Consider the following 23,004-nt stretch of genomic DNA (forward strand, 5'->3'; position numbering starts at 1 on the left):
CCATTCCGCCGCAGTGCGATCATCAGCGGAGCGTTTTTTTTGACTCTATAGGAATCGGTATTTTTCAGCTTTATCACAACACAGTATTTCCTATAGAGTCAAAAAGAACATTTCCAAAAAAACTTAGAGCTGTTGAAGCCTTTGGTTTTGCCGGAAATGTTCTTTTTTTATTTTTATACTCTTATGGACGTATCTGGCCGTTTCCATAAATGATATATTTGGTAGTGGTAAGCGCTGTAAGTCCCATAGGACCTCTGGCATGAAGCTTTTGGGTGCTGATTCCAATTTCGGCTCCAAAACCAAATTCAAAACCGTCGGTAAACCGGGTGGATGCATTTACATAAACGGCTGCAGCATCCACTTCATCTAAAAACTGCTGAGCGTGATTATAATTATTGGTCACAATACATTCCGAATGTCCTGTATTATACCGGTTAATATGGTCAATTGCTTCATCAATGCCGGATACCGTTTTCATAGATATTTTATAATCCAGATACTCTCTTCCCCAGTCTTCTTCAGCTGCCGGTAAAATTCCCTCTGCCATTTCCGAAAGATAACTGTCTGCATAAATTTCCACCTGATGTTTCTGCAGTCTTTTGGTAAGCTCTGGCATAATCTGCGAAGCTACATTTTCATGAATCAAAAGTGATTCACAGGCATTGCAGACTCCTACTCTTTGAGTTTTTGCATTGATAATAATATCCGCAGCCATGGAAAGATCCGCTGATTCATCCACGTATACGTGACAGTTCCCAGTTCCTGTCTCAATCACCGGTATTGTTGAATTTTCCACAACAGAGCGGATCAGACCTGCACCGCCTCTTGGGATCAGCACATCTACATACTGATTCATTTTCATAAAATCCGCTGTTGTTTTTCTGTCTGTATCCGATATGATCTGAATAAAATCCGGATCCAGATTCTGCTGTTTTAATGTCTCCCGGATACAGGAAACAATGGCAAGATTACTGTGCAGTGCATCACTTCCACCCTTTAAAATAACTACATTACCTGCTTTAAAACAAAGTCCGAAAGCATCAGCAGTCACATTTGGGCGGGATTCATATATAATTCCGATTACCCCAAGAGGAACTCTTTTCTGCCCGATCATCAGACCGTTGGGACGTTTTTTCATCCCCAGCACTTCACCTATAGGATCCTCAAGACCTGCTATCTGCTTTAATCCTTCCGCAATCTGATCTATCCTGTCTTTGTTAAGTTTCAAACGGTCTACCAGCCCATCCGGCATCTGCTTTATGGCAGCATTCTTTAAGTCTTTTTCATTTTCTGCTAATATCACATCTGCATGTCTGCACAGCTCCCTGGCAATGGCTATCAGCGCCTGATCCTTCTGCGCGGTTTTGATTTTACAGATTTTTCGTTCTGCTTCTTTTGCTTTCTGGCAAATCTCCAACAACTGCATGGTCTTATACTCCTTTCTGTTGTTTCATACAAATATTTTTCTTTGAATAAATATTTATATTGTACCTTTTATCTGTCTTGTCTTTTGTTTCCTGTTTTATATCCGCCGGCTGGATACCAGCGCAATCAGATTTTTCTGGGTGCAAAGCATATCCATAACAAGGTCATGGGGCCCAGCCGGAATATGATCTACTAACGTTTCGTCATAAGCAACACCTATTTTAAGCTTACAGGAATGACATGAAAAATACCTGTCATAGTAACCTTTTCCATATCCAATGCGGTTTCCTGACAAATCAAAAGCAAGTCCCGGCACCAGAACAACTGCCTGGTCCCATACTGCTTCTATATCAGAAACAGGCTCCATAATCTGAAACGCCCCTTTTTGCAGCTGGCCGGACAGATCGCTCACCTCCACAAAACGCATCTTTTCACCAGATACCTTTGGCAATGCGATATGTTTTCCACAGCGGATTAAAAATTCGGTAAATTCGGTAATATCCACTTCAGAATTGACAGGAGCATAGCAGAAAAAATAATCATTTGCTCTCATACACTCAGAAGCCATTAAAAGCTCATTGATCTTTCTGCTGTTAGCTCTCCGCACTTCTTTTGGCAGCTGGCTGCGGATTTGAAGGGCGCTAGTTCGTATGTCCTTTTTTGTTTCCATACTTTTCTCCAAGATTTACAATGCTGCCATCCTCCTGCTGAACATCAATTTGATTCAGCTGTCCAACCAGATTTCTGCGAAAATCTGCAATATACTCTTTCCGAAGCAGCGCCTGCTCCTTTTTCTCTTCCATGGTCAGACCTTCCGCCTTAGATTTTTTATATAATTCATTAATTCTTGCAATTTTTATATCATTCATAGCCGGTACCTCTAAAATCCTGTTTTTATATATTGATTCAAATCAAAATCTACATTTTTCTGACCTTTGAAAAAAGTTCCCTTAAATTCACCTTCTATTATCTCATGGAGAATTCCAACATCTTTTCCGTTTGCAATAATCATATCCGCTCCGGAATGAACAGAGATTCTGGCAGCTGTTAACTTGGCAGCCATACCGCCGGTGCCCACATCACTCCCGGTAGTATCCTTGGCCATCTCCATATAATGTTCGTCTAACCGGTCAATCCGCTCAATTAAAACCGCATCCGGATTGCTTCTTGGATCATCCGTATATAATCCGTCAATATCTGATAATAAAATAAGAAGATCCGCATTTGTCAGTGATGTTACAATTGCAGAAAGAGTATCATTGTCACCGAAATGCATTTCATAAGTAGAAATGGTATCATTTTCATTGACAATAGGGATAATTCCAAGCCGGAACAATTCTTCAAAACAATTTCTGGCATTCTCTCTTGTGGTTTCATTTACCATAGTATATTTCGTCATTAAAATCTGGCTGGCAACCTGGGAGTATTCACTAAAAAGCCTCTGGTAAATCATCATCAGACGGGCCTGCCCCACTGCCGCACATGCCTGCTTGGTGGATACTTCTGACGGCCGCTCCGTAAGACCGATGGCCCTTCTTCCCACCGCAATAGCCCCAGAGCTGACCAGACACACATCCATCCCTCTGTTTCTGAGATCACATAATTCTCTCACCAGCTTTTCCAGCTTAATTAAATCCAATTCGCCGTTATCTGCGTGTTGAAGCGAAGAAGAACCAATCTTTACTACCACTCTTTTTTTATATTTTAAATAGTCATGTAAATTCATTTTCATCTCTCCCTTATGAATTTATACTTTATCATATATAAAAAGAAAATTCAATTTATTGATACAATAAGAAAAGGCAATAAGAAAAGATAAGAAAAGCCGGCAGGTTCCGGCTTGTAGTAATTCAGGGGATATGATACACTTGGATTTAGTTTTTGATACACTCTAAGAAAGTCCGGTGATGGAACATGAACACATTGATAAAAAAATTCTTCTGCCTGTCTGCCGCATTGCTTTTATTAATAATTCTGCCAGCAGGATGTACGCCGGCGCAGCAGTCCTACAGCAAAACAGGTACCTATTTTGATACTGTTATAAAGCTTACTGTTTATCAGTCAAAAGATGCCCGATATCTAGATGGCTGCATGGAACTGGCCGCTCATTATGAACAGCTTTTCAGCAGAACAATCAAAGACAGCGATATATCAAGAATTAACGCTGCAGAGGGAGCCTATGTGCAGGTAGACCAGGAAACCATAGATCTGATCCGGGCCGGCTTAACATACTGCCAGTTAAGCGGCGGGGTTTTTGATATTACCCTTGGAGAAGTTTCTGATTTGTGGAACTTTAAAGAACATAAGGACGGCAGCCTGCCAGATCCTGACAGCATAAAAGAGGCGGTCTCCCACGTCAATTATAAAAACGTAAAACTTAAAGGCACAAAAGCTGCATTAACCGATCCTGATGCCAGCCTTGATCTTGGCGGAATCGCCAAAGGATATATTGCCGACCGGATGAAGGAATATCTAGAAGATAACGGCGTATCTTCCGGAATGATTAATCTTGGCGGAAATGTAATTACCATTGGGGAAAAACCGGATGGCACCGATTATCAGATTGCAATTCAAAAGCCATTCGATGAAAGCGGCACCCCCATAGGTTCTGTAAAAATAGATAATAAATCTATGGTTACATCCGGAACTTATCAGCGCTGCTTTGAAAAGGACGGAATCATCTATCATCATATTCTGGATCCAAAAACCGGATATCCCATAGAAAATCATCTGGAGTCAGTTACGATTATCAGCGACCAATCAGTGGACGGAGACGGCCTTAGCACTACCTGTCTGGCTCTTGGACTGGAAAAAGGCATGGAATTAATCGAAAACACAGACCATACAGAGGCAGTTTTTATAACAGATGACGGAAAAGTCCATACAACTTCCGGTTTTGAAGATCAATACCAGTTTATACCTTATAAGTAGCAGGTTTCAATTTTTCATGTTTATCCGTTCAAACGGTATCCGGCTCCCCAGACGGTCTCTATAATTTGGGGATTTCTGGAGTCATCTTCTATTTTTTCACGCAGACGGTTAATATGCACGGAAACAGTAGCTGCATCTGATACATAATCAAATCCCCATATTTTCTCAAACAGCGCCTCTTTTGAAAAAACAATATTGGGATTTTCCGCCAGAAAACATAAGAGTTCAAATTCTCTGTTGGGCAGCTTAAGCTCTCGCTCCCCTTTAAAAACTTTCCATGTCTTCGGTTCAATAACAAGATCCTGAATTATAATTCTTTCTGATTCTTCCCTGTTTTTGTTCCTGTCTTTTGTAAGCCTGGCATAACGTTTTAAATGGGAACGCACTCTTGCCACAAGCTGGGAAGGATCAAAGGGTTTTGTAATATAGTCATCTGCTCCAAGGCCAAGTCCGCGGATCACATCTACTGCCTCAGTTCTTGCCGTTACCATCAAAATAGGAATATCTATCTCATCCCGTATCTGACGGCAGATATCGTATCCGCTGCATCCGGGCAGCATAATATCCAAAAGTACAAGATCGTACTTCTTCTTTCGCAGTTCTGCAATCACTAAGCTTCCATCCGAAACAATGGCTGTTTCGTATCCGTTAATTTCTAGATAGTCACTTTCCAGCTGGGCAATCTTCGCATCATCCTCCACAATCAATATGTTCGGCATCCGTCCTATTCCTCCTCTGCTTTTGGAAATGTGAGGGTCAGTTTTAATCCACTGTCATTTTCCGCCCAAATACAGCCGCCGTGGCGTTCTATAATATATTTTACTACATACAGTCCTACTCCGCTGCCTTTTTGTTTTCTTGAGCCGTCACACCGGTAAAACCGATCAAAGATTCTTCCTATTTTCTCTTCCGGTACTCCCGGTCCGTTATCCTTCCATTCCAGGCAGACAGATTCTTCTGTATTAAACACTCTCACTTGAATCTTTACCGGGCAGACATTGGTATATTTCATACTGTTTTCCAGCAGATTGTCAAAAATTCTTCCAAACTGCTGAATATCCAGCAGAATCTCCGGGAGCTGCTCTTGACTCTCAAAGAAAAACTGTAGTTTTTCTGCATCAAGCACAGTTTCTCTTTGTGCAATACAAGTATTCACAAACTCACACAAGTCTACTCTGACCATATGAAAAGGCATCTGTCCACTCTCAAGCCTTGAAAAATCAAATAGCTTCTGAAGCAGCTGGTTCATATCTTCTGTGGATTCATAGGCGGTTTTCAAATACAGCTGCCGCCTCTCACTGGAATCTGCCACCCCATCTATCACTCCCTTGATATATCCCTGTATCGAAGTAAGCGGTGTGCGAAGGTCGTGGGAAATACCGGTTACCATGTCGATCCTTGACTGTTCTGTTTTCTGCCTCCGCTCCTGATCTGCTAAAATTGTTTTCTGCATGGAATTAAAAGTCAGGCACAGGTCTTCGAACTCTTTTTCTCCATGATACCGTATATCCTCTTTCAGATTCCCCTGCGATATCCGCTCCGCTCCCTTTACCAGCTCCTCTAGAGGTTCCATTACAACCCGGTTCATCCGTTTTGTAAAGTAAGAAGAAAGAATCAGCAGAACAATTACTACCCCTGCACTAATTAAAATTAACACCCAGAGCAATGTCCGGGAGGAATGTAAAAGAGATGTTTTCAGAAAATCCACTTTTGCAAAATGGGCTGATACAATACAGGCGTTCTCCTGAGGAATGTATTTTACAACAACAGTTGCATTGCGATAATAAAATAGTTCCGACTGCTCCTTTTGCAGATATTCCGTATCCAAAGCCTGAGCAAGCTTAAGCATCTGTTCATCTGTACTTCCAGCTTGTATCTGCTCCTCACGGATAAGTGCTGTCTGGTATCCAATTGGCTCCATTTCCTGTTCTAACGTCTCTATATCATCCGTTCCGGCATGATCCACCAGCGAGACTGCTTTTAAAACTTCTGTATCCAGTTTAGACTGCCCCATGGTAAAGAAACGTCTTTCTATCCTGTCTTCAAACAGAATCAGGACCAAAAAAACCACTGCCAGCAAAGAAAGCAAGGACAAAAATAAGATCATCATATTTGAACGGAACATCCGTTTTTTCAAAGACATAAGGCTCCCCCGTTCCTAACATTTATTACGATTATCATACAGTGATTTCATTATTTTTACCATACTTTTGTTCAAATAATTTGAATCCCATACAAACGATTACAGCGCTGAGACTTCCTACTATCATTCCTCCAAGAATGTCCGTTGGATAGTGAACATATAAATACATTCTGGAAAAAGCTATCAGCACTGCCAGAATCATTGCCGCTAAACGTCCTTTTTCCTTTCTGCTCCACAATACAGAAGCGGCTGCAAAAGAAGCTCCTGTATGTCCGGACGGGAAAGAATAATCTGTCGGACGGGAAACCAAAAGCTGTACCGTAGAATTAATATCACAGGGCCTTACTCTGGCTGCCAGCGGTTTCAACACTCCATTACAAAGGATAATCTCAAGGATAAAAGCCGCCAATAACAGAATACCTGTTTTCCGGTGTTTTTTGCTGATAAGCAGCAGCAGTCCTGCAATAATCCAAATGATTCCTCCGTTTCCCAAAGTGGTAATTGCTACCATTATATGATCCAGCCAGACAGTTCTCATCTGCTGGATCATATCTAAAATCTGTAATTCTATCGTCATTGTATTTACATCTCCAAAGTATATTCTTTTCTTTTGTTTCTAGATACATGTTTTATTGCTTCTAATACAATAAGAAATCCCCACACAGCAGCCATAATAACAATCAGGCACATCTTCATTTCGCCGGTAACTCTGTTTACGTGGAATAGTTCCGGTAATACCATAAGGGCTCCAAAAATACCGCAGACCATTGTTACACAAATAAATCCGCGAAGCAGATTAAATGGAATACAGCTTCTTACAACTGCTGTAATAGAAATCAAAATCAGCGCAAGATACATTACCGTCTGATTGTCAGAAACTGCAAAAGGCATCAGCAGACTCATCAGCGCAATTACTGCTGTGGCCGCCAGTCCGAATGGAAGTGATTTTGATACCGCTGTTCTTAAAAAACTGCCTTTAAGCCTTCTGGTATCGGATTCCAAAATCGTCACAAAAGAAGGATATGCCTCGATAAAGGCATCCAGCAGTGTAATCTGTATTGGAATAAAAGGAAATGGCAGATTGGCAGCCACACAAAATATAGAGATTAACACAGAATAAATTGTCTTTATAAAAAAGACGCCTGCTGTTCTTGTTACATTATTGACAACCTTTCGTCCTTCCATAACTACCTTGGGCAAATGGGTAAAGTCGGAATCCAGCAGTACAATCTGAGCCAGCTGTCTGCTGGCATCACTGCCATCTGCTACAGCAATAGAACAGTCAGCCTCCCGGAGGGCTAAAAGATCATTCACTCCATCCCCGGTCATTGCCACATGACGCCCCTGTCTTTGCAGCGCTTTTACCAGCTCCTGCTTCTGCTTTGGAGTCACTCTGGCAAATACAGAATATTTCCTGCAGATGGTGTCGTAATCCGGTTCATCTTCATATCTGGATAAATCCACTGCCTCTTTCCACGTATCCAATCCGGCCCGTTTTGCAGTCATGGCAGCGGTCTTGATATGATCTCCGGAAATAACTTTCACATCTACTCCCTGTTCTTTAAAAAATTCCAGAGTCTCCCTTGCATTACGCCGGATTCTGTCTTCTAAAACCACAGCATAAAGGATTTGTATCCCACCGGGCAGTTCTTTGTCGTTTTTCCAGATTTCCGGGATATATCCGATGGCAATCAGTCGGCGCCCATGTGCCAATTCCTCTTCCAGATTTTTTGACAGTTTTCCTATCAGTTTTTCCGGTGCGCCCACAAATATGGTTCCTGCTGCATCAAAGCTTACACTGCCCCACTTTCTTTTTGATGAAAACGGAATTTTGTAAACCGGATGATACAGTGGTTCAGGCGGAAATGCTTTTTTTAATGCCTCAAAAGTAGCATTATTATCTTCACAAGCATCCATATAAGCCCGGATGAAACTGTCTATATCCCCCTGATGGGATGTCATCATTGGAATTTTTCTGCACACTTTTAGTTTCCCGTCCGTAATGGTACCTGTTTTATCCAGGCACAGAGTATCTACATGAGCCAGTGTTTCCAAAGAATAAATATTCTGTACAAGAATCTTCATCTTTGCCAGCCGGATAACTCCGGCTGCCAGGGATACGGAAATCAGCAAAACCAGACCCTTTGGCAGCATTCCAAGCAGCGCCGCTGCAGAAGATACAACTGCATCGCTGATTAGAGTATTCCGGAAAAAAACTGCTTCAACAAAAAGTATAATCCCTAATGGAATAATCAAAAAACTTGTGATATTTGTGATTTTATTCATAGATCCAATCAATTCAGACTGTACCTGCTTTTCTTTTTTTACTTCCTGAATCAATCCTGTTGCATAATTTTCAGTTCCTACATGAATCACCCTTGCATCCGCTCTGCCGGAAATTACAAAACTGCCGGAATACAGTTTATCACCGGTTTCTTTTACGACTCCATCACTTTCACCGGTAAGAAGAGATTCATTTACTTCCAGGCTTCCATTTATTATTTCGGCATCGTTGCAGATCTGATTTCCGCTCTTTAATACCAGCAGATCACCCTTTACAATCTCATCTCTTTCTATATCCAGTTCCTGACCTTCACGCCGGACACAGACCCTTGGGCGGTTTAAAACAGATAATTCATCCACCAGTTTCTTTGCTTTAAATTCCTGTGCAATTCCTATCAGAATATTCAGAATAATAATCCCGATGAAAAGCAGATTTGAATATGCGCCCACTGCCAGCAGCAATCCGGCAATGATAAAGTTTAATATATTAAATAATGTAATTGTGTTATCCTTTATGATTTGTGTTCTGCTTTTCGTAATACCTTCCGGCTGATGCTCCCCCTCTCCTTTTTCCCTGCGTTTTGTTACTTCTTCTGCAGAAAGTCCTTTTAATTGTTCTTCCATTTTCTAACTCTCCTTCTTATTTCTTATTCCCAAAATCCCGAAAACGTTTATTTTCCATATGGGGCTGCCGCCTGGTTCTCTTTCGTTTTCTGCCATATTCTTCCTTCTGTAACAGATTGCATCCGGATATGATAATTGAACAAATACATAATGGATACAAAAGAACCTTTGCATGTCCTAAAAAATCCATAAACGGATTATACCAGTCCAGTATAAAAACGGCTAAAAGTGCCAGACTGCAGATAATACATATATTACCTGCCAGATTTATAATCATTTTTTTTGCTTCCATTTTATAGACCCTCCGTCAAAAAAATCCCGTCCTGGATTTTATGCTCCGGTTTATACGGATGATTTACAATCTGATTTCCTTTTGTCATAAAGGAACAATGTCCCCCATCCAGATTATAAGCTGCTTTGCATCCAAGCTGTTCAAACATAGAAGCCATTTCACTTAAAAACATACCTCTTGTATTTTTCTGTCTTCCATCCACTACTAACAGACAATAATGACCCGGCTCATAATAACCTATTGCTGTTCTTGGGTGAGACTGCCGAATATAATCCCATGTTAAAAAAGAAGTCTTTGCTTTTCCATTTTCATCCAGCAGACTGGGACCAAAAACCCAGCTCTGATAAGCACCTTCATTGATCAGCTGCTGCTTATTTAATTCCTGTGGTGCATATATTTTCATGGTTCCATCCCAATTTAAAACGCAGGTTTCCATATCCCCAGGACTGGAACGATAAATAATTCCATTACGAATAATAGTACCATTACCCGCATGTCTGCTGTTGCTGTATGAATCACCATTTACTGCCAGAACCGATTTCATGTAAGCAGACATATCGGTAAGTTTTTCTTCATACCCTACTCCATATGTGTTCTGGGCAAATGCAGTCTGAATACAAGTAATATCTCCAACATATATATCTGCCAGTATATAAGAAATATTTGTTCCATATTTTTTATGCTGTCCATCCTCTGAATAATCTAATTGATTTGTCTGCACAACATTGGATGTCAGCTGAATGGAAAGATTTGGGCTGGTATAGGATGTATCTGTTGATACAACCGTCTTTGTAAATTTCTCCGAAAATTTTTCATGCCAGTCCTGATGATCAAGCTTTACTTTCGTTATCTGCAGACCGTTGCTTTCTGCTTCTATCAGACTCTGGATTTTTTGCTCCGCCAGGCTTTTTGACTGGGCCCCACTGCTTTTACTATTTCCGGACGAAGACAAAAACGCCTGTGCCTGTATCCCTTTTTGGGGAACCAGGTAATTCACTCCCCAGATTCCTAAAACCAGCAGAGCTGCAATTAAAATATCTATTGTAAATAAAACGATTTTCTTCATATGGGTTCACCGCTCTTTTCAACTGGATTCCACTGTAATTTATTGTTTTTAAATATAATTTCCCTCTGAATCAGCCAGCTGATTAAAAATAAAAGTATTTCTGTCATCATCTTTGCAGCATGAACTTCTATCTGCAGGCCGGATATAAATACCTGCAGAACCATATTATTTATGAATAGTATCATTCCCGCTAACAGCAGATATTCCAGTGCTGTTTTAAGAGTTTCTTTCTTATGAAATACTACATGGCAGTTCATCATATAATTGTAACCAGCGCTGATGACTCTCGCCCCTATATTAGCTCCTGCAGCTGCCCATCCTGCTCCCGGAAACAAAAAAACCAAAAGTGAAAATAAACAATAATCCAGTAAAAAGCTGGAAAAGGACACAAGAGAAAATTTTAGTAAACTTTTATATATTCGCAAGGAATCCCAAAATTTTCTGAAATGGGAACAGCTGTTATTTTTATCATGATAAATTGTCTGTATTGGTACTTCAATAATTTCAATTCCTCTCTTTGCACAGGTTACCAGAACATTCATTTCATATTCATATCTTTCACCGGAAATCTCCAGCATAAAATCCAATAAGTCTGAAGAAAATGCACGAAGTCCAGTCTGGGTATCCGATACTTTTACACCGGTCTTTAAGTAAAACACTTTTTTGGTTAATTGATTTCCTGCTTTTGATTTCCAGGGCACTGACGCATCCATTTCCCTGCACCCTAATATAAGAGATTTTGGATTTCCGGCTGCTTTCACCAGAAGTTTTTCCATATCATCGGCCAGATGCTGTCCGTCCGCATCCATAATGCCAATCATGGTGTACTCCCACAATTCTTTTTTTATATATCGAAGAGCTGTTTTGATAGCTTCTCCTTTTCCTCTATTATGATCATGGTGCAGCACAATACATTTTTCACTCAGTTCCCAGAAAAATGAATGATATTTTTCATCACTTCCGTCGTCTACAACAATAATCTGATTTTCAAGCTCCCAGTTTCTATCTACAATATCCTTCAGGCATTCATCCGGATTCAGTGCCGGTATGATTACAATTTGGTCCATATGATCCCTCTTTTCTGTTGTTTGTTCATACATACCATACCCGGAATATCTAACCTTTCTGCATGGATTTTTTAAACTTTTTTTAAACAATATAATTATATAAAAAGAGAGCATCCCAAAAGCCACAAAATGACTTAAGAAACACTCTCTTTGCTTTACGCTCTTATTTTGTAATAATCTTTTTCGGACATTTTTCAGCACATGCACCACATCCGGTACATTTTGTCTGATCAATATGCGCAATGTTATTTTCAACTGTAACAGCGCCTGCTTCACATGCTTTCACACACATTCTGCACCCGATACATCCGACTTTACATACCTTCATCACATTTTTACCCACATCTTCTGAGTTACACTGTACGGCATGTTTTGCTTCATAAGGAATTAATTCGATTAAGTTCTTCGGACATGCTTTGATACATTTTCCGCATGCTTTACATGCGTCTTTATCTACTCTGGCAATCCCATCTACAATGTGAACTGCATCGAAAGGACAAGCTTTTACGCAGCTTCCAAAACCAAGACATCCATAATCGCAGGATTTTGGACCTCCGCTGGGCATAAATCCCATCATAGAACAATCTTCAATTCCATAATAATCATAATTCTGTTTCGCAGATTCACAGGTACCCGCACATTTTACAAAAGCGGTCATGCGAACACTCTCCCCTGCGTCCTGCCCCATAATAGAACCAATTGCAGCCGCAACGGGAGCACCTCCAACCGGGCAGGCATTTACTTCTGCTTCGCCTTTTACGATAGCGCCGGCCAGTCCGGAACAGCCTGCGTAACCACAGCCGCCGCAGTTATTTCCCGGAAGTGCATCCAGAATTGCTTCTTCTCTTGGATCTACTTCTACTTTAAACTTTTCACCGGCAATCCCAAGGATGATACCAATGACAATACCTACACCGCCAACTACTACAGCGGCGATAATAATTGCTTGAATATCCATTTGCGCACCCTCCTAAATGACTCCTGAAAATCCCATAAATGCAATTGCCATCAGACCAGCTGTAACAAGTACAATTGCCGAGCCTTTAAATGGTGTCGGAATGTCGTTATATTCAATTTTTTCACGAATACCGGCCATAATAACGATTGCAATGGTAAATCCAACTGCTGTAGCCAAACCGTTAATAGTACTAACTCCGATGCCATAGCCATACTGTACGTTATTTAATGCAACACCAAGTACTGCACAGTTTGTTGTAATCAGAGGTAAAAAGATACCAAGTGAATTATACAGCGGAGGCATTGATTTTTTCATAAACATTTCTACAAACTGTACCAGCGCTGCAATTACAAGAATAAATACAATGGTTCTTAAATAAACCAAATCAAAATTCTGCAGAATAAACTTGTCTAAAACACTTGTAATAAAGGATGCAATTGTGATAACGAAAATAACCGCCATACCCATTCCGGCCGCAGTATTTACTTTTTTTGATACGCCGAAGAACGGACATAAGCCAAGGAACTGGCTCAGTACTACGTTATTTACAATTGCAGAACCAATTGCAATTAAAATGACTTCTTTCATCTGAACCTTTCCTCCTATTCCTTCTCATCTGTTCCAACTGTAAATACACGGCCGTCACAGCTGTTGTTATGACATGCCGCACAATCTCCTGCCAGACATCCGCCGCCTTCTTTTACAGGCAGACCCTTTTTACGTCTGCTTTCTTTAAACGCATTCTGAATGGCAATCAGCATTGCAAGAACAAAGAATGCTCCGGGAGCCAATACAAAGATAGTAATAGGTGTAAAACCGGGAGTTCCAGCGGCTGCATCTGCCAATGGAAGAATTTGTTTTCCAAGAAGCTGTCCAGAACCAAGAATTTCACGAACTGCGCCAATACAGAACAAACCAACCGTAAATCCAAGTCCCATACCGATACCATCAAAGATTGACGGAATCACAGGATTTTTAGAAGCATAGCTTTCTGCACGCCCCAGAATAATACAGTTAACAACAATCAATGGAATATAAATTCCAAGAGATGAATACAGGGACGGTACATATCCCTGAAGCAGGAACTGTACAATTGTTACAAGAGTCGCAACGATAACGATAAACGCCGGCACACGTGCACTGTCCGGAATAATTTTACGGAGCAGCGAAATTAAAAGGTTGGAAAATACCAATACTAATGTGGTGGAAAGTCCCATACCAATACCATTCATTGCAGAGGTAGTTACGGCCAGAGTCGGACACATACCTATCAGCATAACAAAAGTAGGGTTCTCTTTAATAATACCGTTTTGTATACGTTCAATACACTTATTCATTTAAAAGTTCCCCTCCTGTCGTTTCAAGTAATGATCTGAAATATGCAAGTCCGGCGTCCACACCGTTTGTTACAGCGCTGGATGTAATGGTAGCACCGCTGATCGCATCAATTTCAGAATCGTCTGCAGAACCTGTTTTTGTAACTGTAAACTGTTCTACCTGTTTATCCTGGAACTGAGAGTAAAAAGATTCTTCTTTTGCTTTCATACCAAGACCGGCTGTTTCATTAATATCTGTAATGGAATAGCCGTTTAATGTTCCATCAAGCTGAACCCCGATGGAAAACTTAATGTCGCCTGCATATCCGTCATGAGATACAACAGTAATTACATAACCAAGTAAAGAACCATCAGCTTCCACTGCCTGAACACAGTTTTCAATAGTATCGCCGTATCCATTGTCAGCTGCAATTTTAGTAGCCTCCTCGGAAGAAAAATCAGGAAGATCTTTAAATTCAGAAGCATTTTCGAATACAGTTTTATAGGCATTCTGCTGTGTTTCATAATTTACTTTTTCAATAGGTTCTTTAGTAACTCCATATACGGCACCAAGTCCCAAACCAGCAGCTACGGTAATTACACAAAGGATTAAAGCGTCTTTTATAATTTTCACTATTTTTCCCCTCCTTTACCGAATGGTTTTGGAATGGTTACTCTTTCAATCAATGGAACCAGTACGTTTGCAAAGATGATTGAGTAAGAACAGCCTTCTGCTGATGCTCCGAACATACGGAAAATACCAAGGAGGCATCCGCAGATAATACCGTACAGAATCTTTCCTCTTGGGGTAATCGGGGAAGTTACATAATCGGTTGCCATAAAGAAGGCTCCCAGAATCAGACCGCCGCCGCAGATTTCCTGTACAACAAAAGGTACAAGATCGCCGGATGTTAAATGTCCGCCAAATAAAATAATAAATACAGCAAATGTAAGTATGTAAGTTCCCGGAATTCTAAGATCAATAACACCCATGAGAATCAGGAAAATTGCACCAATCAGCAGGGCAATTACAGAAGTCTCACCGATAGTACCGGCAATCCGTCCTGTGAGCATAGCCATGCTGTCGCTGTATAACTCTCCGCCTTTAATGATTGCCAGAGGAGTTGCTCCTGTGGCACCGTCAAAGGTAAAGCTTGTCATTGGACCTGTAAAGGCAAGAAGCAAAAAGCATCTTGCACCAAGAGCCGGGTTCATAAAGTTCTGGCCAAGTCCGCCAAAAAGCATTTTTACTACTACAATTGCAAATCCGCCGCCTACAATAGCCATCCAGTAAGGAATCGTATGAGACAGGTTCAAAGCCAGCAGCAGGCCGGTAACAACACAGCTTAAATCACCGATTGTCTGTTTTTTATGTCTGATTTTGTTAAATACCCATTCAGAAACCATACAGCTGGCAATTGTAACAACAATGATGCCTAAGGCTCTGGGGCCGAAATTATAAATACCAAAGACAGTAGCCGGCAGCAATGCAATAATTACATAAAGCATAATTCTGCTTGTACTTGCCTTGGATCTTATATGTGGTGATGAAGCAACATTATATAAATCACTCACAATAGTCCACCTCTTTCTAACGTATATTATTTTTTCCGTCTATTTGCAAGAATTGTTCTTCTCATAGATTTAATTGCCTGTGCCAGACTTCGCTTTGCAGGACATGTGAAACTGCAGCTTCCGCATTCCACACATTCCATACCGTTCCATTTTTCAAACATTTCTTCATCATAATTTTCTGCATAATCAGCTAATCTGGATGGAACAATTCTGGATGGACAGGCTTCCACACAACGGCCGCAGTTAATGCAGGCGGTTGTTTCGCTTGCAGCAACATCATCTTTGGCCAGCGCCAGCAAAGCAGAGCTTGTCTTTGTGGCAGGTACATCCAGTCCAAACATGGCAAATCCCATCATAGGACCTCCGGAAATCACCTTTTCAGGCTGAACTTTAAATCCGCCTGCCGCTTCTACCAGCTCAGCAAAATTCGTTCCGATACATGCGCGGAAATTCTGAGGATCTGCTACCGCATCACCTGTAATGGTAATGATTCTTTCCATTAACGGTTTTCCAAGTTTTACAGCATGATAAATTGCAACAATTGTATCCACGTTATCTACAATACATCCGGCATCAGCAGGAAGCATTGTGGAATTAATGGCACGGCCTGTTGCAGCATAAATCAGCTGACGCTCAGAACCTTGAGGATACTTCGTTTTTAATGCCTTTACTTCCATGCGTGGTTCATCTTTCACCATTTCAGATAACTTCGCAATGCAATCCGGTTTATTATCTTCGATACCGAAGATTCCTTTTGCGTTATCAAACAGTGAAAGAATAATGCGCATACCTTCTACCAGTTTTTCAGGCTCTTCCAGCATACGGCGGTAATCTGATGTAAGATAAGGTTCACATTCTGCACAGTTTGCAATAATGTAATCAATCTTTTCAGGTTCTTTGGGTGATAGTTTCACATGAGTCGGGAAACCGGCTCCACCCATACCAACAATCCCCGCATTCTGAATCCGCTTAATAATATCTTCTTTCGCTAAAGATGCCGTATCTTCCGTGGGCTGATACGCAGCCTCACTGAACTCTCCGTCATTTTCAACAACAATAGCGTTTACCATGTCTCCCACTGCAACTCTTCGCGGTTCAATTGCTTTTACTGTACCCGAAGCACTTGCGTAAATCGGAGCAGACACGAAACCACCGGCTTCTGCAATCATCTGACCTCTTAATACCTTGTCCCCAACTGCAACAATCGGTTTCGCCGGCGCACCAATATGCTGAGACAACGGATAAACCAAATCTCCCTTGGGTAAAAATTCCCGAATCGGCTTATCTTTAGACAGTTCTTTTCCATCGTAAGGATGGACACCGCCCTTGAAAGTACATAAACCCATATTCTGTGCCCTTCTTTCTTTTTTACTAATGGTTTGCCCATAAAAATTCCAATCTATTATATCATACAATGTAAACCAATAACAAAAAAATCGAGTATTTTTTTAGATACAAGCCATGCAATTTCAAAAGGAGCAGACCCTGCAGGCAAAGAACTAGTTCTTGGCAGGCAGGAGCTGATTCTTTTGAAATTATACGGCGACAGCCGTAAAGCGAAAAATCTTTGATTTTGAGCTTGGGCATGGCGTAAGCCAGGCAAAGCTTGAGCATGGCGTAAGCCAGGCAAAGCTTGAGCAGGGCGCAGCCAGGCAAAGCTTGAGCAGGGCGCAAGCCAGGCAAAGCACTAAAGCGAAAAATCTCTGATTTTGAGCTTGGGCATGGCGCAGGCAAAAGGAAAGCTTTGAGCAGGGCGCGGCCAGGGGAAAGCTTTAATTTTAAGCTTGTACCTGATATCATTTCTGGATTATACTTTAACTATGAGGTAATAAACATGAAAGAAATTATAACAAGAATAACATTAACTTCAGATCAGGTCTCTTTTCTTCCACTGATACCGGATAAAACCCTGTTTGCAGATATTGAGACCACCGGTCTTTCTTCTGCAAAAGATCAGATTTACTGTATCGGAACTTCTTATATTGAAACTTTTGATACGCAGACTTCTAATGCAATAACTTCTAATACACAAACACTTTATACCAAAACAGCCGATTATGTTATCTGTCAGCTGTTTGCAGAAAGCACAGAGGAGGAACCCCTGATACTCCAGAAGTTTCTGGTTCTTCTAAAGGACAGACAAATTGAAACTTTACTGACCTTTAATGGCGCTTCCTTTGATCTCCCCTTTCTGAAAAAGCGATGCGAAAGCTTTTCTCTTAACTTTAACCCGGCATTATTTCTGCATATTGATTTATATCAGGAAGCCAGATTCTGCCAGCCGCTTTTAGGCTTCACAGGTTTAAAGCAAAAACAGATTGAAGCATTTTTTCACGCTGATCGGAAAGATGAGTATTCCGGCAAAGAATTGATTGAGGTTTACCGTCAGTATCTGAAAGAACCAAAGGAGGAACTGCTGCATCTGCTTTTACTTCATAATCTAGATGACATGAAGGGAATGTATGAACTCTTATCCATCCGGTGTTATTTAAAGTTTCTTCAAGGTAACTTTCAGATAAAAAAAGCAGAACTGGAATCTGATATTGATTATGAAGGAAATCAAAAGTTATATCTTACACTTCAGCTTGATCTTTATTCTATGCTGCCTAGAAATATTACACTAATCAAACCGGATATCCAGATCCTTTTAAAGAAAAACCGGGGACTTATCCGAATTCCGGTATTATCTGCTGCTTTAAAGTATTTTCTAAAGGACTTTAAAAACTATTATTATCTTCCAGAAGAAGATACTGTAATACACAAGAGCGTTGGACAATATGTTGATTCCGGATATAAGATTCCTGCCTGCAAAGAAAACTGCTGTCTGAAAAAAGAAGGATATTTTATACGGCTGATCCATGCAGGTAATCTCCCGTATTTTCAGGAACATTATAAAAGCAAAAACTTTTATTTTGATGTCAGTGATTTACAGCCATTTCCCGGCCGGCCATTCAAACAGAAAAAAGATCTGATGCAGAATCTTTCTGCTGTTTTATCAGATTATCTGAAGCATTTAAAAAAGCTTGTCTGACTTACAGACAAAACAGGCGCCTGCACAGGACAAAGATTTCTTTTTACTATTGTCCGGCAGACGCCCATTTTTACTCCTGATCTGTGTTTAGTTTTTCAAGTGCTGATTTAAACATGTCTATCCATTGATCATATTTCTTTTCCGGCCTTTCTTCTGCCATCTTTCTTGTAACAGTTAATAGAAGCTTCAGGTTTACTTTTTTCGATTCAGCCGTAACATAAGGATGCTCTGTAAGCCTAGACAACGCCGTAACAAAATCCTCATAAGCATTATAAGTTCCCCCTGCACAGTTTTCTTTGGCTATCCCAACAGCTTCCTGGAACAGCTCCAAAGCCTTCCCTTCCCAGTCCTGCCCTCCGCTAAAACAGCGGTACAGATCTCCGGTTCGAATACAATCACGCAAAAGATCCTGTCTGCTTTCCAGCGTTCCCAGATCTTCTGCCAGTGCCCGGCTGATTTCAAGAGACTTCTCCTGCATTCTAATGGTCTCCTCCGCCTCTACGAAACCACGTTCTAAAAATATGTGCCTTGCCAGATGCTGTGCACAGATTCCTATATTCTCCAGACTGTCTTTTGTCTTTCTGATCTGATGAAGTTTTTCAAAAATATCATAAGCCTTCCGGCACGCTTCCAGGGATTTTTTCAGGTTATCCTCACTATCAGCACAGCTATAATAACTGCTGCCCAATTTAAGATAGGAATATCCAAGGTTTTCCAGACTATTTAATGTATGCAGCTCCTTTTCTAGTTCTATGGAAATTTCCAGGTCCTTTTCTCCCCAGATAACAGCCTGTCTGAAATCTTCTTCACTGCCCAGGTCATCAAAACATCCGGCAAGCAGGTTGCAGCATTCACCAAGTTTCTGTCTGCTGTCTGCTGTCTTTAACTCCTCTGACAGTTTCCGAAATATCTTTTCTGACAAAAAAGCGTTTCTGACAGCTTCCCTTATATTTTTTTCTCCGCCCATCTGGCGCAGAAGCAGGCCCATAGCCATATAGCTTTGTGCAAGGGAGTTTTCACTGGCTGCAGTTTTCAATTCCTTATTTAATTGTTCTGAAAGCTTAAGGTCCATCCCAAGGTAAACAAGAGCCTTCTCATAATATTCTTCTTCCTGATACAGCCGGTATGCTTTTCCAAGACTATAACAAATAGCAGACAGCTGTCTGCGGCTGCCGGATGTTTTTAATTCCTCTGCCAGTATTTTTCTGATGGTATATGCTTTCTCATACAGCTCCACTGCCAAATCCAGTTCCTTTTGAGATTTATTTTCTATGTAGAGATTTCCCAGGCTGATATATGCAATGGCAAGGGATTTACGGGCACCTGCAGATGCCTTTATATCTGCCAGCCTTTCCCGGATCCGGCAGACCTCCTGATACAGAAAAACAGCCTTTTCCTGATCTTTTCTGGTCTTTTTTAAAGAATACGCACCAGCCAGATTCCGCATACAATTACTTAATCGTCTTTTACTTTCTAAAGATGCTTCCTCTTCATCCAGTTTTTGCTGCATCTCATACGCCTGCTGATAACAGGAAAGAGCTTTTTTCTGGCAGAGCTCCCCGTCTAGAGTTTCATAAACTGCACCAAGGGAATTTAGTGCCAGTACGAATGCCGTCTGATGCTTTGCCGAAGGATCCGTCTGCACTATTTTTTCCCGCAGATATACAGCTTCCTTCCGAAATGCCAAAGCTTTCTGCAGATCTTCTTCCCCCTGCAATTCCTCATAAATATCCGCAAGATGGCCATAATCAACGGAAAGATCCTGCCTGCGTTCATTTGTTTCTTCTGCTTCTAACAGTTCCTTGCTAATAGAGAATGCATGCTCATACAATGTTTTTGCCCGTAACAGATGTTCTCTGTCCTCATACTGCATACAAATATTCGCAACTTTTTCATAACAAACACTTAATTGTCTTTTATTATCCGGCTTAGGAAAACGTGCGGCCAGCTGTTCCATATAATTTTTGTTTTCTATCTGCACCCCCTCGCTTACTCTTAACTCCTCTAGCGAATCAGAAAATGAAAGTCTGTATTCCCGGCTGATAAAATAGCTGAACTCTGCCTTTACGTCATAATCCGCTCCACTTTTCAGCAGCTCTGTCAGCCAATTTCCTCCATCCTCCATGGACACCTCTTTTAAATCCCTGGCTGCTGCCTGACGAAGAGGGCTGTCTATTTCGCTATGCTGTATACCAAAAACCCCATAAGCTTTATCATCCGCCCGGATACAGTGATACATCCATTCGCCGGTTCTGACTGATTCTTCTTTCGGCAGCTGTATCAGGCACCTTAGTATACGGTTGTGCATTTCTTTTATGTCTGTACACTGCTGCAAAAATCCTTCCCGGAGACTCTTATGGGAAAAATCGTATCTACCATCTTCACGTATGATAAAAAAGCTGTGCATATATTTCACAAATCTGGAGAAATCCAGATGATTCCACATAACACCTGTCATTTCTGCAAGTTTTGAAAGCTCCTGCTCTCTGAGTCCGTGCCTGGAAACCGCTATATAGGAAGCAGCCATTTTTACAAGATTCCCTCCAATTCTTTCAGAAGCAGTATGAAGAAGCTTTACACAGATTTTTTCCAGCTCTTTTGGCATTGCATCCACAATCCGGATCTGATGTTCTGTAATGGCCTCCATTCCGTCTCCCCGGGCTGTAATCTCATCAAAATCTTCTTTATTCATCATCAACAGACGGGAAACCATTAAATTTAAGTACAGTGGAGACGCTGAGCCTTTTTTTTGCAGAATATGAGAAACTACAGCATCCGAAAGTTCTCTGCCTGCATATCGGGCCATTCCTGCCAGCATCTGGGCTTTTTCTGCCTCCTGTAAAATCCCCGCCTGATGTATGGCCTCCTCCTCTACTCTGGGAAGCGCAACGGTATCCAGACAGGAAATAATAATCTTAAACTTTTCAGATAAATTTCCCGGAATAAACAACAGCTCATCTCTGATTTCATCCTTTGGAAGCTGATCAATGCCGTCCAGCAAAACAGTCAGCTCCTGACTGCCCAGACGGCTGTAAGCAGCTGCAAGCTCTGCCAGACGTTCCAGCCAGACCTGCTGACTGTCGTCATCCTGTGCTGAAAAATGTTCCCAGTCTAACTGCTCTTCCAAAAAATAAATCAGATACCGGATCAAAGCTATGCTGCTTCCCGTCATCCCTGTATATCCGCAGAAAATAGGCAGCACGTTTTTTTTCTCATCCGCAAGGCGTACTGCAAGACGGCTCATCAGCGTACTTTTTCCGCTCCCTGCGCCGCCCTGAATTACCAGCAGATTTTTGTCTTCTGTCAGTTCCCGGATACATTGCTCAACAAAAGCTTCCCTGGCTGCAAACTGTCCGGATTTCTGCCGGGCCAGCTCCCAGTGGGCAAGCTGATCCTTTTCAAATTCTGAGAGCGCTCCATAAGCCTCCCAGTCTTTTTCCAGAAGCTCCCTAATATCTTTTGTCACAAGTTCAGCAAAGTGCTCCTGTCCCACAGGACGACACTGTTTTTCATCCCAGTGAATCTTATATGTTTTCACTTTTCCGCCAGTCAGTTTAAAGATCCGCTCCTTTAGCCTGCGCAGCTTTTCAGCGTGTGCCGAATCCTCCTGCAGGTAAATATCCGGCATAATGCCTTCTGATTCTCTATAATAAAACAGTGTTGTTTCCAGCTGCTTTGGCGAACGCAGCGCACCATATTCTATTTCCAGAGCTGTTACGCTTTTTTCCAGTTCCTCAAGGGAAAAATTCTGTTTACGTTCAATGGTTTCTGAGATCAATTTCTCTTCCGGTATCCACCCGTACCGCTCTCCTAAGATTACAATCATATAAGGGCGGCACCGGTCAATTTCATCCAGGCAGACAGATAGAACTTTTTTAGCACCTTCCTCATTGTCCAGGTCTCCGGTATTTACTCCCCAGCGCAGATCACAAAAGGAAACACTATCACCATATTCCAATGCATAGTCATTCAGCTGCGGGAGCACTTTTTCATGGATTAAATCTCTTTCATAATGCATATCTTTAAAAGTACTAGAAACAAATATTGTCTTCATAAACGGCTCCTCTTTTTTGTTCTTAGGGTATTTTCCTGTACCTGTATGTATAAAACCAGGAAAATTCTTCAAAAAATATTGTAAATACCGGACTTTCAGGATTCTCCGCCTGCGGCGGGTCGCTTTTGCAACATGACTCCATTCCGCCGCAGTGCGATCAAAAGCGGAGCGGCTCTATAGGAATCGGTACTTTTCAGCTTTATCACAACACGGTATTTCCTATAGAGTGGAAAAAGGCC

At 41.4% G+C, this 23,004-nt stretch carries 21 protein-coding genes; 2 read left to right on the forward strand and 19 right to left on the reverse strand.

What is annotated here, in order from left to right; all coding sequences use genetic code 11:
• Positions 1-181: 181 nt before the first annotated feature.
• The 4 genes from OCV88_RS03055 to proB all read right to left on the reverse strand — a co-directional run bounded on the left by OCV88_RS03055 (position 182) and on the right by proB (position 3,151).
• Complete coding sequence (locus OCV88_RS03055; RefSeq protein WP_158424154.1) at positions 182-1,426, reverse strand: glutamate-5-semialdehyde dehydrogenase; 1,245 nt, start codon at positions 1,424-1,426, stop codon at positions 182-184.
• Between the two features lie 96 nt (positions 1,427-1,522).
• Positions 1,523-2,095 (reverse strand): 5-formyltetrahydrofolate cyclo-ligase, encoded by a 573-nt coding sequence (locus OCV88_RS03060; protein ID WP_158424155.1) that lies wholly within the window; start codon positions 2,093-2,095, stop codon positions 1,523-1,525.
• The gene (locus tag OCV88_RS03065) at positions 2,067-2,294 is read right to left on the reverse strand and encodes a DUF896 domain-containing protein (protein ID WP_158424156.1); all 228 of its coding nucleotides are present in this window, start codon (positions 2,292-2,294) and stop codon (positions 2,067-2,069) included. The genes OCV88_RS03060 and OCV88_RS03065 overlap by 29 nt, the downstream gene beginning before the upstream one ends.
• An 11-nt stretch (positions 2,295-2,305) precedes the next feature.
• Positions 2,306-3,151 (reverse strand): glutamate 5-kinase, encoded by an 846-nt coding sequence (proB, locus tag OCV88_RS03070; protein WP_158424157.1) that lies wholly within the window; start codon positions 3,149-3,151, stop codon positions 2,306-2,308.
• Positions 3,152-3,339: 188 nt separating this feature from the next.
• On the opposite strand from proB, the gene OCV88_RS03075 reads away from it, so the two are divergent.
• On the forward strand, positions 3,340-4,356 hold the full coding sequence (locus OCV88_RS03075) for an FAD:protein FMN transferase (RefSeq protein WP_158424158.1): 1,017 nt from the start codon (positions 3,340-3,342) through the stop codon (positions 4,354-4,356).
• A gap of 20 nt (positions 4,357-4,376) precedes the next feature.
• Here OCV88_RS03075 and OCV88_RS03080 read toward each other — a convergent pair whose 3' ends face one another.
• From OCV88_RS03080 to OCV88_RS03145, 14 genes are all read right to left on the reverse strand, one after another.
• Positions 4,377-5,075, reverse strand: a complete 699-nt coding sequence (locus OCV88_RS03080) for a response regulator transcription factor (protein WP_158424159.1) — start codon at positions 5,073-5,075, stop codon at positions 4,377-4,379.
• A 5-nt stretch (positions 5,076-5,080) separates the two neighbouring features.
• Complete coding sequence (locus OCV88_RS03085) at positions 5,081-6,499, reverse strand: HAMP domain-containing sensor histidine kinase (protein WP_158424160.1); 1,419 nt, start codon at positions 6,497-6,499, stop codon at positions 5,081-5,083.
• Between the two features lie 34 nt (positions 6,500-6,533).
• A complete protein-coding gene (locus OCV88_RS03090) occupies positions 6,534-7,076 on the reverse strand; it encodes a phosphatase PAP2 family protein (protein WP_317258583.1) in 543 nt (180 codons plus the stop codon).
• A 5-nt stretch (positions 7,077-7,081) separates the two neighbouring features.
• Entirely contained in the window at positions 7,082-9,406 is a 2,325-nt protein-coding gene (locus tag OCV88_RS03095) for an HAD-IC family P-type ATPase (protein ID WP_158424161.1), read from the reverse strand.
• 16 nt (positions 9,407-9,422) lie between these two features.
• Positions 9,423-9,698 carry a hypothetical protein gene (locus OCV88_RS03100; protein WP_158424162.1) on the reverse strand — a complete coding sequence of 92 codons (276 nt, stop codon included), beginning with the start codon at positions 9,696-9,698 and terminating at the stop codon, positions 9,423-9,425.
• A 1-nt stretch (position 9,699) separates the two neighbouring features.
• Positions 9,700-10,764, reverse strand: a complete 1,065-nt coding sequence (locus OCV88_RS03105) for a phosphodiester glycosidase family protein (RefSeq protein ID WP_158424163.1) — start codon at positions 10,762-10,764, stop codon at positions 9,700-9,702.
• Complete coding sequence (locus tag OCV88_RS03110; protein ID WP_262590616.1) at positions 10,761-11,831, reverse strand: bifunctional glycosyltransferase family 2/GtrA family protein; 1,071 nt, start codon at positions 11,829-11,831, stop codon at positions 10,761-10,763. Before OCV88_RS03110 ends, OCV88_RS03105 begins: the two co-directional genes overlap by 4 nt.
• A 163-nt stretch (positions 11,832-11,994) precedes the next feature.
• Complete coding sequence (gene rnfB, locus OCV88_RS03115) at positions 11,995-12,789, reverse strand: RnfABCDGE type electron transport complex subunit B (protein ID WP_158424165.1); 795 nt, start codon at positions 12,787-12,789, stop codon at positions 11,995-11,997.
• 12 nt (positions 12,790-12,801) lie between these two features.
• Positions 12,802-13,377: an electron transport complex subunit RsxA gene (gene rsxA, locus OCV88_RS03120; protein WP_158424166.1), complete on the reverse strand. Its 576-nt coding sequence runs from the start codon at positions 13,375-13,377 to the stop codon at positions 12,802-12,804.
• Positions 13,378-13,391: 14 nt separating this feature from the next.
• On the reverse strand, positions 13,392-14,126 hold the full coding sequence (gene rsxE, locus OCV88_RS03125) for an electron transport complex subunit RsxE (RefSeq protein WP_158424167.1): 735 nt from the start codon (positions 14,124-14,126) through the stop codon (positions 13,392-13,394).
• Positions 14,119-14,739, reverse strand: coding sequence for an RnfABCDGE type electron transport complex subunit G (locus OCV88_RS03130; protein ID WP_317258584.1), 621 nt, complete (start codon positions 14,737-14,739; stop codon positions 14,119-14,121). The genes rsxE and OCV88_RS03130 overlap by 8 nt, the downstream gene beginning before the upstream one ends.
• Positions 14,739-15,680: an RnfABCDGE type electron transport complex subunit D gene (locus OCV88_RS03135; RefSeq protein ID WP_158424169.1), complete on the reverse strand. Its 942-nt coding sequence runs from the start codon at positions 15,678-15,680 to the stop codon at positions 14,739-14,741. The genes OCV88_RS03130 and OCV88_RS03135 overlap by 1 nt, the downstream gene beginning before the upstream one ends.
• A gap of 26 nt (positions 15,681-15,706) precedes the next feature.
• Entirely contained in the window at positions 15,707-17,026 is a 1,320-nt protein-coding gene (rsxC, locus tag OCV88_RS03140; protein ID WP_158424170.1) for an electron transport complex subunit RsxC, read from the reverse strand.
• 61 nt (positions 17,027-17,087) lie between these two features.
• Complete coding sequence (locus OCV88_RS03145; RefSeq protein ID WP_158424171.1) at positions 17,088-17,480, reverse strand: hypothetical protein; 393 nt, start codon at positions 17,478-17,480, stop codon at positions 17,088-17,090.
• A gap of 34 nt (positions 17,481-17,514) precedes the next feature.
• On the opposite strand from OCV88_RS03145, the gene OCV88_RS03150 reads away from it, so the two are divergent.
• Complete coding sequence (locus OCV88_RS03150) at positions 17,515-18,711, forward strand: ribonuclease H-like domain-containing protein (RefSeq protein WP_158424172.1); 1,197 nt, start codon at positions 17,515-17,517, stop codon at positions 18,709-18,711.
• 70 nt (positions 18,712-18,781) lie between these two features.
• Here OCV88_RS03150 and OCV88_RS03155 read toward each other — a convergent pair whose 3' ends face one another.
• A complete protein-coding gene (locus tag OCV88_RS03155; protein WP_158424173.1) occupies positions 18,782-22,765 on the reverse strand; it encodes a DUF4062 domain-containing protein in 3,984 nt (1,327 codons plus the stop codon).
• Between the last annotated feature and the right edge of the window lie 239 nt (positions 22,766-23,004).

Origin of the sequence: Brotonthovivens ammoniilytica (genome assembly GCF_025566885.1) — a bacterium.
Taxonomy (GTDB): Bacteria; Bacillota; Clostridia; order Lachnospirales; family Lachnospiraceae; genus Brotonthovivens; species Brotonthovivens ammoniilytica.

What these genes read in the sequence shown, in the direction of transcription:
- rsxC (WP_158424170.1), bottom strand. Translation starts at nt 17,026, where the DNA reads ATGGGTTTATGTACTTTCAAGGGCGGTGTCCATCCTTACGATGGAAAA.
- rnfB (WP_158424165.1), bottom strand. Translation starts at nt 12,789, where the DNA reads ATGGATATTCAAGCAATTATTATCGCCGCTGTAGTAGTTGGCGGTGTA.
- OCV88_RS03065 (WP_158424156.1), bottom strand. Translation starts at nt 2,294, where the DNA reads ATGAATGATATAAAAATTGCAAGAATTAATGAATTATATAAAAAATCT.
- OCV88_RS03075 (WP_158424158.1), top strand. Translation starts at nt 3,340, where the DNA reads ATGAACACATTGATAAAAAAATTCTTCTGCCTGTCTGCCGCATTGCTT.
- proB (WP_158424157.1), bottom strand. Translation starts at nt 3,151, where the DNA reads ATGAATTTACATGACTATTTAAAATATAAAAAAAGAGTGGTAGTAAAG.
- OCV88_RS03150 (WP_158424172.1), top strand. Translation starts at nt 17,515, where the DNA reads ATGAAAGAAATTATAACAAGAATAACATTAACTTCAGATCAGGTCTCT.
- OCV88_RS03095 (WP_158424161.1), bottom strand. Translation starts at nt 9,406, where the DNA reads ATGGAAGAACAATTAAAAGGACTTTCTGCAGAAGAAGTAACAAAACGC.
- OCV88_RS03055 (WP_158424154.1), bottom strand. Translation starts at nt 1,426, where the DNA reads ATGCAGTTGTTGGAGATTTGCCAGAAAGCAAAAGAAGCAGAACGAAAA.
- OCV88_RS03155 (WP_158424173.1), bottom strand. Translation starts at nt 22,765, where the DNA reads ATGAAGACAATATTTGTTTCTAGTACTTTTAAAGATATGCATTATGAA.
- OCV88_RS03060 (WP_158424155.1), bottom strand. Translation starts at nt 2,095, where the DNA reads ATGGAAACAAAAAAGGACATACGAACTAGCGCCCTTCAAATCCGCAGC.
- OCV88_RS03090 (WP_317258583.1), bottom strand. Translation starts at nt 7,076, where the DNA reads ATGACGATAGAATTACAGATTTTAGATATGATCCAGCAGATGAGAACT.
- OCV88_RS03110 (WP_262590616.1), bottom strand. Translation starts at nt 11,831, where the DNA reads ATGGACCAAATTGTAATCATACCGGCACTGAATCCGGATGAATGCCTG.
- OCV88_RS03080 (WP_158424159.1), bottom strand. Translation starts at nt 5,075, where the DNA reads ATGCCGAACATATTGATTGTGGAGGATGATGCGAAGATTGCCCAGCTG.
- OCV88_RS03145 (WP_158424171.1), bottom strand. Translation starts at nt 17,480, where the DNA reads ATGATATCAGGTACAAGCTTAAAATTAAAGCTTTCCCCTGGCCGCGCC.
- rsxA (WP_158424166.1), bottom strand. Translation starts at nt 13,377, where the DNA reads ATGAAAGAAGTCATTTTAATTGCAATTGGTTCTGCAATTGTAAATAAC.
- rsxE (WP_158424167.1), bottom strand. Translation starts at nt 14,126, where the DNA reads ATGAATAAGTGTATTGAACGTATACAAAACGGTATTATTAAAGAGAAC.
- OCV88_RS03100 (WP_158424162.1), bottom strand. Translation starts at nt 9,698, where the DNA reads ATGGAAGCAAAAAAAATGATTATAAATCTGGCAGGTAATATATGTATT.
- OCV88_RS03105 (WP_158424163.1), bottom strand. Translation starts at nt 10,764, where the DNA reads ATGAAGAAAATCGTTTTATTTACAATAGATATTTTAATTGCAGCTCTG.
- OCV88_RS03085 (WP_158424160.1), bottom strand. Translation starts at nt 6,499, where the DNA reads ATGTCTTTGAAAAAACGGATGTTCCGTTCAAATATGATGATCTTATTT.